The 15,127-nt window shown below is 58.8% G+C and carries 15 protein-coding genes; 2 read left to right on the top strand and 13 right to left on the bottom strand.

Annotated features, from left to right (window positions below; all coding sequences use genetic code 11):
* Positions 1-47 precede the first annotated feature (47 nt).
* Positions 48-872 (bottom strand): universal stress protein, encoded by an 825-nt coding sequence (locus tag G560_RS0110070; RefSeq protein WP_022704187.1) that lies wholly within the window; start codon positions 870-872, stop codon positions 48-50.
* A gap of 12 nt (positions 873-884) precedes the next feature.
* A complete protein-coding gene (locus G560_RS0110065; protein ID WP_022704186.1) occupies positions 885-2,375 on the bottom strand; it encodes a SulP family inorganic anion transporter in 1,491 nt (496 codons plus the stop codon).
* A gap of 252 nt (positions 2,376-2,627) precedes the next feature.
* Here G560_RS0110065 and G560_RS0110055 point away from each other — a divergent pair, with 252 nt between their 5' ends.
* Positions 2,628-3,314 (top strand): GntR family transcriptional regulator, encoded by a 687-nt coding sequence (locus G560_RS0110055; protein WP_028913955.1) that lies wholly within the window; start codon positions 2,628-2,630, stop codon positions 3,312-3,314.
* Here the strand turns inward: G560_RS0110055 and purN are convergent.
* The 11 genes from purN to G560_RS0110000 form a co-directional block, all read right to left on the bottom strand.
* Positions 3,311-3,898 carry a phosphoribosylglycinamide formyltransferase gene (gene purN / locus G560_RS0110050; RefSeq protein WP_028913954.1) on the bottom strand — a complete coding sequence of 196 codons (588 nt, stop codon included), beginning with the start codon at positions 3,896-3,898 and terminating at the stop codon, positions 3,311-3,313. The two genes, G560_RS0110055 and purN, sit on opposite strands and share 4 nt — an antisense overlap.
* Entirely contained in the window at positions 3,895-4,938 is a 1,044-nt protein-coding gene (gene purM / locus G560_RS0110045; protein ID WP_022704184.1) for a phosphoribosylformylglycinamidine cyclo-ligase, read from the bottom strand. The genes purN and purM overlap by 4 nt, the downstream gene beginning before the upstream one ends.
* 182 nt (positions 4,939-5,120) lie before the next feature.
* Positions 5,121-5,633 carry an HU family DNA-binding protein gene (locus tag G560_RS21005; protein WP_022704183.1) on the bottom strand — a complete coding sequence of 171 codons (513 nt, stop codon included), beginning with the start codon at positions 5,631-5,633 and terminating at the stop codon, positions 5,121-5,123.
* 153 nt (positions 5,634-5,786) lie between these two features.
* Entirely contained in the window at positions 5,787-8,198 is a 2,412-nt protein-coding gene (gene lon, locus G560_RS0110035; protein WP_022704182.1) for an endopeptidase La, read from the bottom strand.
* Positions 8,199-8,393: 195 nt separating this feature from the next.
* Positions 8,394-8,750 carry an Mth938-like domain-containing protein gene (locus G560_RS0110030; protein ID WP_022704181.1) on the bottom strand — a complete coding sequence of 119 codons (357 nt, stop codon included), beginning with the start codon at positions 8,748-8,750 and terminating at the stop codon, positions 8,394-8,396.
* Between the two features lie 36 nt (positions 8,751-8,786).
* A complete protein-coding gene (gene secF, locus G560_RS0110025) occupies positions 8,787-9,764 on the bottom strand; it encodes a protein translocase subunit SecF (RefSeq protein ID WP_022704180.1) in 978 nt (325 codons plus the stop codon).
* Between the two features lie 12 nt (positions 9,765-9,776).
* A complete protein-coding gene (gene secD, locus G560_RS0110020; protein WP_022704179.1) occupies positions 9,777-11,444 on the bottom strand; it encodes a protein translocase subunit SecD in 1,668 nt (555 codons plus the stop codon).
* Between the two features lie 19 nt (positions 11,445-11,463).
* A complete protein-coding gene (gene yajC, locus G560_RS0110015; RefSeq protein ID WP_028913953.1) occupies positions 11,464-11,787 on the bottom strand; it encodes a preprotein translocase subunit YajC in 324 nt (107 codons plus the stop codon).
* A 173-nt stretch (positions 11,788-11,960) separates the two neighbouring features.
* Positions 11,961-13,010 carry a Hint domain-containing protein gene (locus G560_RS18990; RefSeq protein WP_022704177.1) on the bottom strand — a complete coding sequence of 350 codons (1,050 nt, stop codon included), beginning with the start codon at positions 13,008-13,010 and terminating at the stop codon, positions 11,961-11,963.
* Positions 12,997-13,614: a toxin-activating lysine-acyltransferase gene (locus tag G560_RS0110005; protein ID WP_050525211.1), complete on the bottom strand. Its 618-nt coding sequence runs from the start codon at positions 13,612-13,614 to the stop codon at positions 12,997-12,999. The genes G560_RS18990 and G560_RS0110005 overlap by 14 nt, the downstream gene beginning before the upstream one ends.
* Before the next feature lie 249 nt (positions 13,615-13,863).
* Positions 13,864-14,478, bottom strand: coding sequence for a restriction endonuclease (locus G560_RS0110000; RefSeq protein WP_028913951.1), 615 nt, complete (start codon positions 14,476-14,478; stop codon positions 13,864-13,866).
* A 150-nt stretch (positions 14,479-14,628) separates the two neighbouring features.
* On the opposite strand from G560_RS0110000, the gene G560_RS21000 reads away from it, so the two are divergent.
* Complete coding sequence (locus G560_RS21000) at positions 14,629-15,081, top strand: hypothetical protein (protein ID WP_155947218.1); 453 nt, start codon at positions 14,629-14,631, stop codon at positions 15,079-15,081.
* Positions 15,082-15,127: the final 46 nt, after the last annotated feature.

Genomic DNA, 15,127 nt, shown 5'->3' with positions numbered 1-15,127 from the left:
ATCTTAAGCAAAGCCAAAGTCGCCCCCCAAAGCAATCCCCAATCCGGTCAGCGCACCAACATAACCGGCACTTTGACCGAACGGATCATCTCGGTCGTCGTCGACCCGATAATCAGATTGCGGATACGGCTGTGGCCGTAAGCCCCCATCACCACCATCTGAAACCCGTCCTTTTCCACCAGTTTGCCCAAGGCGGCGTCAGGCTGCCCTGCCACCTGCAACCCCTTTGCCGCAATCCCTGCTGCCGTCAAACGCTGGGTCGCCTCGGCCAAACCCGCCACGTCTCCAACGGTCACAACCGTTACCTCAAGCCCCTGATACAGCGGGCTATCCGCAATATGCTCAACCGCCCGCAGCGCAGACGGCCCGCCGTCAAAAGCCACCAAAACGCGGGACACAGGCGCAAACTTGCGCGCCGCGACCAGCACAGGCACAGGCACCGATGTACCGCGCACAATCCGCTCAAGGTTCGACCCCAAATGCCCCTTGGCAAAATTCGCGGCCTCGCCACGCTTGCCAATGACGATCAGGTCGAAATCACTGCCCAACTCTTCCAGCAGATCGCCGTGCCGCAGGCGCGTGGAGGCCGCGACCCCTGCCCCCGCCAGCACCGCCTTGCCATCCTCCAAAATCGCGCGCCCCCGCTGCATCCCCAGCTTGGCCCGCTGCGCATCCAGTGCCGCCAATTCCTCCAGCAACGCCGTCCGCGCGCCAAGACGGAGCGAGCCTGACAAATCCTGCTGTCCCGCCTCACGCCGCCCCAAAACATGCAACAATTCCACGCCCGATCCCAGCCGCGCACCCGCCCAAGCCGCCAAATCACACACCGAATGCGCGTAAATTGATCCATCTACCAATGCGATGATCTTCATTTTGCTAATCCTTTAATGTGCCAGCATCTTATCCAACGCGCCCGGTTTGTCATGCAGCGCCAATTCATCGACGATGGTTTCCGACGCCTCGTTCATCCCCACAATCTCTACCTCGGCCCCGTCACGGCGAAACTTCAGCACCGCCATATCCAACGCCGCCACGGATGAGATATCCCAGATATGCGCGTCCGACACGTCAATCACCACGCGGTCCAAGACCTCGCGGAAATCAAACGCTTTCATGAAATCCTCGACGCTGGCAAAAAACAACTGCCCTTCAACCTTATAGGTCCGTTCCGCCCCATCCGCCGACAAGCTGCTGGAAACACGGAACAATTGCGCAATCTTTCCGGCAAAAAATATCCCCGACAACAGCACGCCAATCCCCACACCAATCGCAAGGTTATGCGTGTAAATCACCGCAGCCACTGTGGCCAACATCACCACCGAACTGGATGTCGGATGCGTGCGCAGCGCCAAAACCGACGACCATGAAAATGTGCCGATACTGACCATAATCATAATCGCCACCAGCGCCGCCATCGGGATCTGGCTGACCCAATCACCCAATCCGACCACAAACACCAACAGCATCACGCCGGCGACAAAGGTCGAAAGCCGCCCCCGCCCGCCGGATTTCACGTTGATAATGCTCTGCCCGATCATCGCACAGCCCGCCATCCCGCCGATAAACCCCGTTGCGGTATTGGCCAAACCCTGCCCGATACACTCTTGGTTACGGTCCGAACTCGTGTCCGTCAAATCATCCACAATGTTCTGCGTCATCAGGCTTTCCAGCAACCCCACCACGGCCACCGCCAGCGAATAGGGGAAAATGATCTGCAAAGTCTCAAACGTCAGCGGAATATCGGGGATCAGAAACACCGGCAACGTGTCCGGCAACGCCCCCATATCGCCCACCGTCCGCACATCCCACCCGAAATACAGCACCAACGCAGTCAGCACCACAATCGTGACCAAAGGCGATGGTACCGCCTTGGTAACATACGGAAAAAGATAGATAATTCCCAAGCCTGCTGCCACCAAAACATAGGTCAGCCACGTCACGCGCGAAGGGTCCAACTCCGGCACCTGCGCCAAAAATATCAAGATCGCCAGCGCGTTCACAAACCCCGTCATCACCGACTTGGACACAAAGCGCATCACCCGCCCCAGCTTCAAAAGCCCCGCGCCAATCTGCAAAAGCCCCGCCAACACCGTCGCGGCCAGCAAATACTCCAACCCGTAATCGCGCACCAATGTCACCATCAGCACCGCAGTCGCCGCCGTCGCCGCCGAAATCATCCCCGGCCGCCCGCCCGTGATCGCGCAAATCACCGCAATCGAAAAACTGGCATAAAGGCCAACCTTAGGGTCCACCCCCGCAATGATCGAAAACGCAATCGCCTCGGGGATCAGCGCAAGCGCCACCACCAACCCCGACAGCAAATCCGCGCGGATATTCCCAAACCATTGCTGGCGATACAAATGCAGTGACATCATTGGTGGCTTTTTCCCCGACAGCAGATCCGTTCAAACAGGCGCCCTCCCTACAGGCAACCCCGCAAAATGCCAACCCATCGGCCAAATTCAGCGCGCCGCCCCCGCTTTCTTTTCGGTCCAAATATCCCGGGGGAATTGGCCGCAAGGCCAAGGGGGCAGCGCCCCTCCCTTTTGCGCCGCCCCCCAACCAGCTTCTTCTTCCCTACGCCGCCATTTCCTGCGAAACTGCGCAAACCCATTAGGACGCCGCCCATGCCCCTGCCTTCCGCTTTCCAAGTCTCGCTACACCCCGCGCGCACCGCCCAACCCCAAGCCGCCGATGCCCTGCGCACAGCAATCCTGACAGGCACCCTGCCACCGGGCACCAAAGTGTCGGAACAAGAGATTGCCGATGCCATCGGCACCTCGCGCCAACCCGTGCGCGAAGCGTTTTTGCGCCTGTCTGGCGAAGGCCTGCTCGACATCCGCCCCCAACGCGGCACCTTCGTGTCCAAAATCACCGTGGCCGAGGTGCTGGACGCCCGTTTCGTGCGCGAAGCGGTCGAGGCGGATTTGATCCGCCTTGCCTGCCAACGCGCCGATGCCCCAGCCATCGCGGGCCTGCGCGATCTGCTCACCTTGCAGGCCGCCGCCCCAGATCCGGCCAGCTTTATGGCACTTGACGAATCTTTTCACCGCGCCATCGCCCAAATCGCAGGCAAGGCCCGCGCATGGGATCATCTCCAGCGGCTCAAATCGCAAATGGACCGCGTGCGGTTCCTGCAGCTTCAAGACTTTCCCATCCCCACCCTCATCGCGCAACACAGTGCGATGGTCGACGCGATTGCGGCACAAGATACGGCTAGCGCCGAAACCACCCTGCGCGCCCATCTGCGCCTGATCGAGGCCGATCTGCCCGGCATCCAAGCCGCCCACCCCGATTATTTCACAAACAGCTAAAGGCTCAGCAACCCGCGCTCGCCCGCACCAAACCGGCGCAGCACCGCCGGATACAGTCGATGCTCCTGCACCAAAACGCGCGCGGCCAAATCCTCAGGGCTGTCTTGCGGCAACACCGGCACCACAGCCCGCCCCAACAGCGGCCCATCGTCCAGCACAGCCGTCACCTCATGCACCGAACATCCGGCTTCCGTATCCCCTGCCGCAATCGCGCGGGCATGGGTATGCAGCCCCGGGTATTTCGGCAAAAGGCTAGGGTGAATGTTCAACATCCGCCCCTCAAACCGCGCGACAAAGGCAGGGGTCAGCACCCGCATGAACCCTGCAAGGCACAAAATATCAGGTTTGGCCGCCAAAATCGGCTCTAACAGTGCCGCCTCAAACGCCGCACGGTCGCCCTTGAACGGCCGATGGTCCACCGCCGCCGTGGCAATCCCCATCTCGGCGGCGCGCTTCAAACCAGCCGCCTCGGGGTCATTCGACGCCACCAAAACGGGCCGGCACGGGTGGTCTCTCACCATATCATGGCACAGCGCCACCATGTTCGAACCACCCCCAGAAATCAGGATGGCGACCCGCTTCACAGCAAACGGCCCTTGTAGATCACACCCTCACCCGGCACGACATGGCCCATCGCAACGACAGTTTCACCATGGCTGCGCAGCAATGCCGTCACCGCCTCGGCGCGGTCTGCCTTGACCACCAGCATCATCCCGATGCCGCAGTTAAAGGTTTTCAGCAACTCCGGCTCTGACATCCCTGCCGTTTCCGCCAACCAACGGAAAACAGGCGGCAGCGTCCACGCCGACAAATCAATTTCGCAGGCCAACCCTTCAGGAATCACCCGCGGCGGGTTTTCGGTCAAACCCCCACCCGTGATATGCGCCAAGGCATGCACGCCACCTGCCCGCACGGCAGCCAACGCCTGCTTTACATACAACCGCGTCGGCGCCAGCAACGCCTCGCCCAAAGTGCCTGCACTGAACGGGCAATCCGCATCCCACGCCAGCCCCGAAATTTCGACCACTTTGCGCACGAACGAATAGCCGTTCGAATGCACCCCGTTCGACGCCAGCCCCAGCAACACATCGCCCGCGCCAACCCCTTCGGGCAAGGCGGTGCCACGTTCCATCGCGCCCACGGCAAAGCCTGCAAGGTCAAAATCGCCCTTGTGGTACATCCCCGGCATTTCTGCCGTCTCGCCACCAATCAGCGCACAACCCGATGCCTCGCACCCCGCCGCAATCCCTTCGATAATCCGCGTGGCTTGGTCCAGCTCCAACTTGCCCGTCGCGAAATAATCAAGGAAAAACAAAGGCTCGGCCCCTTGGCATACAAGGTCGTTCACGCACATCGCCACCAAATCCACACCGATCGTATCCACATTGCCGGTATCAATCGCGATCCGCAGCTTGGTGCCCACACCGTCCGTTGCGGCCACCAAAATCGGGTCAACATAGCCCGCCGCCTTCAGGTCAAACAGCGCGCCAAACCCGCCCAGTCCCGACATGGTGCCAGACCGCGCCGTCCGCTTGGCTGCCGGTTTGATCCGTTCCACCAGCGCATTGCCCGCGTCAATATCCACACCTGCATCGGCATAGGTCAGCCCGTTTTTGCCCGTCATATCCGCCCCCGGCGTTGCTGGTCCCGATAGGGCCCAAGGATTCCCGCCTCAGTTAAACGATCCCTGCGTCAGGTACAACAAAACCCGACACAAAGGCGCAAATACTCGCCCAAAAACACAAAACGCCCGCAGGTCAGCGGGCGTTCTGGATCAGCCAGATTATTGGTTCGAACAGGCGGCAATCAATCGTCGTCGCCGTCATCCGCGTCATCATCCTTGGCCACACCATTGCCGCCACCACCTTGGCCGCCCCCACGACGCAGCTTCAGGATCAGGATTTCGGCATTGCCTTCCTCACGTTGGCGGTTGACCTTCATCTTCCCCAACGGCGGCAGGTTCAGCTCTTCGCCCGCCGAAAGCGCATCGCCCAGCACGCCCAATGCGGCCTCAACAATCAGCTTCACGTCTTTTTTCTTGGCACCGGATGCTTTGACAATCCGTTCCACCAGCTCTTGCTTTTTCAGCATTACGGGTCCGTTTCCGTCACCCGCAGCAGCGGTCGCACTCGGCCCATCGTCCGAATTCAGCGGCCCCGACACAACCGATATCGTCGGCACAACAACAGCGGCCGCCTTGATGCTTGGCGCAGGAATCCCGCGCGGTGGGGCTGGTTTGGTGCTTGCGGCGGTGGCTGCCTTGGCGGTGGCGGGTTTCGATGCACCACCTTTGGCTGGTGCGCTTTTGGGTGTGGCCATGATGGCTCCTGCTTCTATTTTGTCCCTGTATGGAAACAAACTAACCCGCTTTTTTGCGTTTGGGAACGGGGGAATATTCCAAAACTTTTCTCCCGTTACGAAAAAGGCGCGCCCTTGCGGACGCGCCTTTCGATTTCTCAATCGATCCCGATCTTAATGGGCAGTGGCTTGCGCGCCTGCGTCACCAGCCTTTGCCAGCCGTGCTGCCGCCGCCGCTTCTTCGGCCGCTTCGTCCCATTCCACAGGTTCGGGCTGGCGCACCAGTGCCAGTTTCAACACTTCACGCACATGCGTCACCGGAATAATGGTCAGGCCCTCTTTCACATTGTCCGGAATTTCGGACAGGTCTTTCTCATTCTCCTGTGGGATCAACACGGTCTTAATCCCGCCCCGTAGCGCCGCCAGCAGCTTTTCCTTCAAGCCGCCAATCGGCATTGCATTCCCACGCAGGCTTACCTCGCCCGTCATCGCAATATCCTTACGCACAGGAATTTGCGTCAAAACGGAAACAATCGATGTGACCATCGCCAAACCAGCACTCGGCCCGTCCTTGGGCGTCGCCCCGTCCGGCACATGGACGTGGATATCAATCGTTTCAAACTTCGGCGGTTTCACACCGATTTCGGGGCTAATGGACCGCACATAGGACGCGGCCGCATCAATCGACTCCTTCATCACATCGCCCAGCTTGCCCGTGGTCTTCATCCGGCCCTTACCAGGCAGGCGCAGCGCCTCGATCGACAGCAATTCACCGCCCACGCTCGTCCAGGCCAAGCCCGTCACAACACCGACCTGATCGGTCGCTTCGGCCAGCCCATAGCGGTGCCGTTTCACGCCAAGGAAGCTTTCCAGCCCCTCAATCGTAACCTTCACCGCTTTGGTTTTCGCCTTCACAATTTCGGTCACGGCCTTACGCGCCAGTTTCGCCAGCTCGCGCTCAAGGTTCCGCACGCCGGCTTCCCGCGTATAGGTGCGGATCACTTCCAGCAGCGCATCATCGGCAACCGAAAACTCGCCTTTGCGCAGCGCGTGGTTCTTGATCTGCTTGGGGATCAAATGCTGCTTGGCAATCTCGCGCTTTTCATCCTCGGTATAGCCCGAAAGCGGAATAATCTCCATCCGGTCCAGCAAAGGCGATGGCATGTTATAGCTGTTGGCCGTGGTCAAGAACATCACGTTCGACAGATCATACTCCACCTCAAGATAGTGGTCGGTAAAGGTCGCGTTTTGTTCAGGGTCCAACACCTCCAGCATCGCCGATGCCGGGTCGCCGCGGAAATCCTGCCCCATCTTGTCAATTTCATCCAGCAAAATCAACGGATTGGTGGTCTTCGCCTTTTTCAGCGCCTGAATAATCTTGCCGGGCATCGACCCGATATAAGTCCGGCGGTGACCGCGAATTTCAGACTCGTCGCGCACGCCACCAAGCGAAATACGAATAAATTCGCGCCCCGTGGCCTTGGCAACCGACCGGCCCAACGACGTTTTCCCAACACCGGGGGGGCCAACAAGGCACAAGATCGGCCCTTTCAGCTTGGCCGAACGGGCCTGTACCGCCAGATATTCGACAATCCGTTCTTTGACCTTTTCCAAGCCATAGTGATCGGCATCCAGCACGGCTTGCGCCTTGGCCAGATCCTTTTTCACGCGAGATTTTACGCCCCACGGCACGCCCAACAACCAATCAAGATAGTTGCGCACGACAGTCGCCTCGGCGCTCATCGGGCTCATGTTTTTCAGTTTTTTGACCTCGGCATCAGCCTTTTCGCGCGCTTCCTTGGACAGCGCGGTCTTGGCAATGCGGGCCTCCAGCTCGGCAATCTCGTTCTGGCCGTCTTCGCCATCGCCAAGTTCTTTCTGAATGGCCTTCATCTGCTCATTCAAATAATACTCGCGCTGGGTCCGCTCCATCTGGGATTTCACGCGGGTTTTGATCTTTTTCTCAACCTGCAAAACGCTCATCTCGCCTTGCATGTGGCCATAAACCTTCTCCAGCCGCGCGCCAACATCCAGCGTTTCCAGCAGCGCCTGCTTATCGGCAACCTCTATCCCCAAATGGCCCGCCGCCAAATCGGCCAGCCGCGATGGTTCGCGCGTCTCGGCCACAGCAGACACCGCCTCTTCGGGGATATTTTTCTTTATCTTGGCATAGCGTTCAAACTCGTCGGCCACAGCGCGCACAAGCGCACCCACCGTCGCCGCATCGCCTGGCAATTCTTCCAAAGCCTCGGCTTCAGCTTCAAAAAACCGATCATTCTCAATGAATTGGGTGATCCGCACACGGCTTTTCCCCTCGACTAACACTTTCACAGTGCCATCGGGCAGCTTCAGCAGTTGCAAGACATTGGCCAACACGCCCGCGCGGAAAATGCCGTCCGCGTCTGGGTCGTCCACGGTCGGGTCCATCTGGCTTGACAGCAGTATCTGGCGATCCTCGGCCATCACCTCTTCCAGCGCGCGGACCGATTTTTCGCGCCCTACAAACAGCGGCACAATCATATGCGGAAACAGCACAATATCGCGCAACGGCAATACCGGATAGCTGGGGGATTTTACGTCGCTCATCTCATTTCCTTCCTTGGCAGGAAAACCATGCCCCGACAGTTCGGCAGCAATCGGCTTTCCCCTCTCTGGTCACTATATCTGGTGCTGCGGGATAGGGCTGTCAACCAGCCCGACCCGAATTCCCGCAATCATGCGCCCATCATTCCAGCGCAGCAAGACCAGAATATGGGGAATTTGTCAGAAAACTGATCCCAATCACGAAACCGGCAACAAGGCCGCCGCAATCCGGCGTCCTTCGGACAACAGCACATTATAGGTCCGCGCTGCCGCAGGCGAATTCATCACCTCAACACCAATCCCCGCCGCCTCCAGCGCAGATCGAAAGGCTACGGGAACATGGGCAATCTCGGTTCCCATGCCCACAAACAGCACGTCGATCCGACCCACAAGAGCCAACGGACCAGCGGTATCGTCAAGCCCCCCCCAAGGTCCCGCATCCCACGGCGTCACCAACACCGCGCCATGCAGCACCTGCCCCGCCACACGAAAGAACCCCGGCCCATAGCTGTCTATAGGCTGGGCATTGTCATAAGTTACTTCGGTCAGGCGCATCTCGGCTCCTTACGCATCAGGTCAAACATAGTCCGCTTACGCATCAATATTGGCATATTCCGCAGGCGTACCCTTACCGCCCTTCGGCTTGTCCGACCGGTCCAACCCGATAAACAACACGATGTTCTTGGCCACATAAACCGACGAATAGGTCCCCAAAATCACCCCGATGAAAATCGCAAGGCTGAACCCGCGAATAACATCGCCGCCCCAGATCAGCATCGCCCCCAGCGCCATCAATGTGGTCCCCGAGGTCATGATCGTCCGGCTCAACGTCTCGTTCACCGACAGGTTCATCACTTCGCGCAGCGGCATGGATTTGTATTTGACCAAATTCTCGCGCAAACGGTCAAACACCACCACCGTATCGTTGATCGAATAGCCCAAAATCGTCAGCAAAGCCGCAACGATGGTCAAATCGAACTTCCACTGGAACACGGCAAACAGGCCGATCACAATAATCATATCATGCAGCAGCGCCAAAACCCCGCCCAGCGCGAACTGCCATTCGAACCGCAGCCAGATATAGATCAGCACACCAATACTGGTCGCCGCCACCGCCATGATCGAGGTCCAGACCAGCTCGGCCGAAACCTTTGGCCCCACCGATTCCACCGAAACCACCTTCAGCGCAGGATCCAACGCGACCAATGCGCCCTCGACCGAGGCCAGCGTTTCCGGCGTCACCGCCTCATACCCGTCTTGCGCGCCAATGCGCACCTGCGCCACATGCTGATTATCGCGGAATGACGGGTCAAACACCTCGGTAATCGCCACATCCCCCACATCCAACCCGCTTAAAGCGGTCCGGTAGGCCCCCACATCAATTGCCGTGGTGCTGTCGGTGCGAATGGTCGTGCCACCCTTAAAGTCGATGCCAAAGTTGAGTCCCATAAAGGCCCAAGCCGCAATCGCCACCACCATCAGCACAATCGACCCGCCAAAGGTCAGCCATTGCCAGCGGAAAAAGTTGAATTTGGTCGTTTCAGGAACGAGCTTCAGACGCCATGCCATGTTCGGCTCTCCTTAAAGGTCAAGGGTCTTGGGACGGCGCCAGCCGAACCAGACCGAGATGAGCAACCGCGTCACGAAAATCGCGCTGAACACCGATGTGATAATCCCGATACCCAAAACCACCGCAAACCCGCGCACTGGTCCCGCACCAAAGAAAAACAGCGCCGCAGCCGTGATGAAGGTGGTGACATTGGCGTCGATGATCGCCGACATCGCCTTTTCATAGCCAATTTCAATTGCCCGCGCCGGTCCTTTGGCGGTTTTCATTTCTTCGCGAATACGCTCAAAAACCAGCACGTTGGCATCCACCGCCATACCGATGGTCAAAACGATCCCCGCAATCCCGGGCAGCGTTAGCGTGCCACCGATCATCGTAAGGATAGCAAAGATCAGAGCGATGTTGATGGCCAGCGCCGTATTGGCAAAGACGCCAAACAGCCCATAGGACGCAACCATATAGATGCCAACAATCACAATGGCGATCACCGCCGCAACCTTGCCCGCATCAATACTATCTTGCCCCAGCTCCGGCCCAACGGTGCGTTCTTCCAAGAACGTCATCTCGGCAGGCAAAGCCCCTGCCCGCAGCAGCACGGCCAGATTGGTGCTTTCTTCAACGCTAAAGCTGCCGGTGATAATCCCCGACCCACCCGCAATATGGCTTTGGATCACCGGGGCGGAAATCACCTCATTGTCCAACACAATCGCAAAGGGGCTGCCGATATTGTTGGCAGTATAATCACCAAACAACCGCCCGCCCGCAGGGTTGAACCGGAAACTGACCGCGGGGCGGTTGTTTTGGTCAAACGCAGGCTGCGCATCGGTCAAATCCTCGCCGGTGACAACGGGGGTCTGTTCTACAATGTAAAACTGCCCCTCTTCGTCCATCGACGGCAACAACAGGTTGCGCGGCCCTGGGTTCGCGCCTGCATCCGCTGTCCGCCCGACCACGGGGTTGAACGTAAGCTTTGCCGTAGTCCCGATCAGCGCCTTCAATTCCGATGCCGACCCGATGCCGGGCACCTGAATCAAAATCCGGTCTTCGCCTTGGCGCTGGATCGTGGGTTCGCGTGTGCCCGCCGCGTCCACACGGCGGCGAATAATTTCCAGCGATTGCTGGATGGTCCGGTTGTCTGTGGCCACGCGCTCGGCCTCGGACAGTTGTACGATAATCTCGGCCCCGTCTACCGTTACCTCAATGTCATTCTGCCCGACACCCGTTAGCGACACCACCGGGGTTGCCAAGGCATTTACGGCTGTCAAGGCTTGTTGAATACCTTCGGGCTTGGAAATCGCCACCCGCAACACACCGGGCACCGATGGCTGGCGGCGCACATTGCCAACCTCGTCGCGCACGTCGCGCAACGCATCGCGCACCAAAGGCCACATCGCGTCAATCCGCGCCTCATAGACATCGCCCACTTGCACTTCGGCCAGCAAATGTGCCCCGCCGCGCAGATCAAGCCCAAGGTTTACCAAGCCAGACGGCATCCAGTTTGGCCACATGGCCACTGCTGCCGCCTGTTCCGGCGTCCCTGCCCCCCCACGGGCCTCTACCGCCAAAACGGCGTCGTTATGCGTCTCGACCGAGCTGTAAAACAGGTTCGGCACGGCGATCATAACCCCAAGGGCACACAGCCCAATGATTATGACACGCTTCCACAGCGGTATATGCAACATGAATAGGGGCTTTCTGAACTTAGGCCGCTGCGGGTTCGGTCTTGGACATAACCTGCGCAATTGTGTGCTTCAGCACTTTAACCTTCACACCGTCGGCAATCTCTACCTCGATGATCCCGTCCTCGGCCACTTTCACGACCTTGCCCACAATACCGCCCTGCGTCAGCACTTGGTCGCCACGGCGCAGCGCCTCAACCATCGCCTTATGCTCTTTCAGCTTTTTCTGCTGTGGGCGGATCAACAGAAAATACATGATCGCGAAAATCAGGATCAATGGCATCAGCGAAGTCACGGCGCCCATCGCACCACCAGCAGCCTGAGCGTAAGCAGGAGTCACAAACATATCAAAATTCCTCTCGGTCGGTGGGGCGCTGTACAGCATTTCCCCTGATTTATCGCCGCGCACCCTATATCCGGTGCGTCCCATCCGCAAGGCAGCACCACTGCCCATCCCGCGCCATATAAGCCCGACCAATGCGAATGTGTAGCCCGCCTGTGGGAAAAACAAATTTCGCGTTAAAATGCCTTGCTGATCTGGGTGCCGCTCGGGGGGGTGCCCTTGGGCCGCGCACAGGGCCAGCCGTTGGGGCCGTTTTGCCCCGCTTCAACGCGCTGGCGTTGCATTTGTCGGCGCACACCCCGCCGCCAACCGCTTTGCAACAATGCCACCGACAGGCTTTGCGCCACCAAGGCTTTTTGCCACCGCCGCTCTGGGATCATCCGTGCGGGCACCGCCAAGGCCTCGCGCTGTGCGGCTTTGGGAAACAAAGTCTCGATCTCCTCACGCGCGGCCTGTGGCAACATCCGCAACGCCTCGGCCCCAAGCAGCAGGCTCTCCGATGGCGCGCCCTCGGCAAACACAATCTGATGGCTGTCAAACAGCAGATGGATATAGTCCACCGCCCCCACATCCGTATCAATCACAATCCCCGGCAATCCCACCAACCGGATCGCGGGCAACAACACCTCGCCCGCACCACACACCTGCTGCGCCAGATCAGATGACACCACCATCCGGTGCTGGCGCGACACCAGCAAATCGCGCTCCGGCACCCCCGCCCCCAAGGCCCCCGCCGCAATCCGTACCGGACACAGCTTCTCATTCCCCGCCATCTCGGCCACCTCAACCCGCCGCCGCCCGATCCACCGCACCGGCTGCAACCCGCCGTCCCGCGTCCAGATCAAATCACCTTCCACCAGATCCGCACAATCACGCGGCCCCTCTGCCGTCTCGATCAACGTCCCCGCCGTAAAACACGGCACCCCCGTGATCGTGATGGTAATCACCTGCGTATCCGACCCCAACGCATCCGTCACCCGCACCACAAACGTATCGATCAGCGTCGCCCCCGCCCCCAGCGCATCCACCGTCGCATTGGTATCGTCCAGATCATAGCTCCAAACCCCCGCCGCATTGATACTCACCGACCCGAAACTTGCCCCGCTATTGATCGCCCAAGTGTTCGCAAACCCGTTGGCCGTCTCGGTCAACGCCCCCGTAATCACAGCGCCGCTATCCTCCAGCACCGCCCCCGTAAATGTCCCTGTGATATTAGGCGCTGCCATCTTGCGCCCCCTCGTCCAGCATCCGCCGGAACTGGCCAACCCCATAGGATTTGACCTGCACCTCCACACTGCCCTTGGGCCGCGACCACTCGACAATGCGGTAGCGCGTGCCCTCCTTATTGTGCCACAGCGTCCGCACGCGGGTCAGATCGGGGTTCTGCGTCAACATCGGCACAATCTGGTCCACATGGCCAAAAGGCGCCAGAAAATCCACCAACCAAACCGACCCGCCCCCATTCCAATCCTGCGGCTCCAACGCCTCATGCTCCACGGCAAACCGCCGCTCTGCCTCGGGCGACAACCCCGCCCAAGTAATCGCCGCCCGCGTAAACCCGTTTGATTTGAACAGCTTATACTGCCCCAACCGCAACGGTGCCTCAAAGCTTGCAAACAAATCCGCCATCCGGCGCGGGCGGTGAAACGTCGTCAGCCCAGCCAAATAGAACACCGCCCCAAAATCGGCCAAAAACGCCTCGGGCAGATCAAACCAGTCCTTGGGAAAAGGAACACCCTGCACCGAACCCGTCGGCGCAGACCCGCGCATTTCGGCAAAATGCCGCATGGTCGCACGGAAAAAGGGGCTCGCTTGCTGCTCTGCAGTCATATCGCGGCTCTCTTTACCAAAACGGCCAACATCCCGAAAAACAAGGAAAATCAACCAAAAACACTGCCTCAATCGCGCTCGTATCGGCGCTTGTGTGCTAACCCTAGCAGATTTTAATCAATAAGGGAATCCTAGGGCGCCCCTTTAATCGCCCCCCTACCACCGTGTCGGTCGGGCTTCCCTCCCTCACAAAAAAGGTCCCGCCACTTCCCCCGCCGTAGGGTGGGTGCAACCCACCACCCCCATTCTTCACAAATCCAACGCCCCTTGCGCGCGCGTGTCCCGCTCTTTGGCCGCCTTTTTGAACGTGTCCTGCCGCAGCGCAGGCAACCGCACCGCACGGTCGCGCAAGGCCATCGCCTGCTCAACCGTCACAATCTGGATACGCGGCACCGTTCCTTCAAATCCGTCCAGCGCACATTGCCCTGCCCCCGCCGCTTCGGTAATCATCGCTCGTGTCGGATCTGTCAGCGTCAAAAACACACCGATCTGCGCGCCTTCGCGTTCAATCACGCCCCGCAAATCGCGGATCATCGCAACCCCCACATTGTCCCCCGCCTTGACAGACACAATCGCGCGCCCCTCATGTTTCGCGCCAAACCACAGGTTGCCGTCAATCCCCTTATCGGCCCCTTTTTTCGACAGGTTCCCGGGTTGCGCGTTAATCAGCGATAGCGCCCATTTCTCGAACTCAAAGTAATAGTTCTTGTCGCCACGCCCCCGCGCCGCCATATCCCGCGCGCCCGAAATATCTTGCGGCACGCCGTGGGTGGTAAATTCCACCCCGTCAAACGCATCGCGCAACCGCTTTTCAATCAGCCCCACGGCAAGATGCGTCACATCAATGCCAATCCACTGCCGCATCAGCTTTTGCGCCGCATGCACCGTGGTCCCGCAGGCACAAAACGGGTCGATAAAACCTACCTTTGACGCCGCTTTTTAAGGCGTTGATCAGCCGAATTTAATCTGGAACAATGACAGGACATAAGTAGTTGAACAGAAGCCGGAGAACATATGAAACGATGGGGACTTCGGATCGTAGGTATAGCCGTTGCAAGCTACATAGCCCTTTATGCGTATTCGTTTTATCGCTCGGGGTACCCGAGCCTTCCCGATCTTCCAGACGGTGCATATACGCTGTCATTTAAAAGCGGGTTTCGGGCCATCATTTTAGACGCTGAAGTTCCAGAGCAGAATGGCTACAATCCGCCAAAATATTTCAGATATCTCTCAGTTGCCAATCGGAAACGCAGATATTTCGGCGTCCCGCTAGAGGTACAGCCATGGTTCAAAGACGCTTGGTCATGGTGCAAAACACCAACAGAAAATGAAGTGGCCGAACTTCAAAGCCTGCCTGATGACTTAAGGCGTCGCGTTGAAAATGCGCGATTTGAAGCAGTATGCAGACTTGATGTGGATGGCACCGAGATTTTGCGCGGTTTGGTCTTTTCCGTGCCTAGGCTCTAACGTCACAGTGTAAATACAAACTCCCCGTCGGCTTCAAAACGCGGTG

The organism is Pseudorhodobacter ferrugineus DSM 5888 (assembly GCF_000420745.1).
Lineage (GTDB): Bacteria > Pseudomonadota > Alphaproteobacteria > Rhodobacterales > Rhodobacteraceae > Pseudorhodobacter > Pseudorhodobacter ferrugineus.
This window is presented reverse-complemented; position numbering and strand designations above follow the sequence as displayed.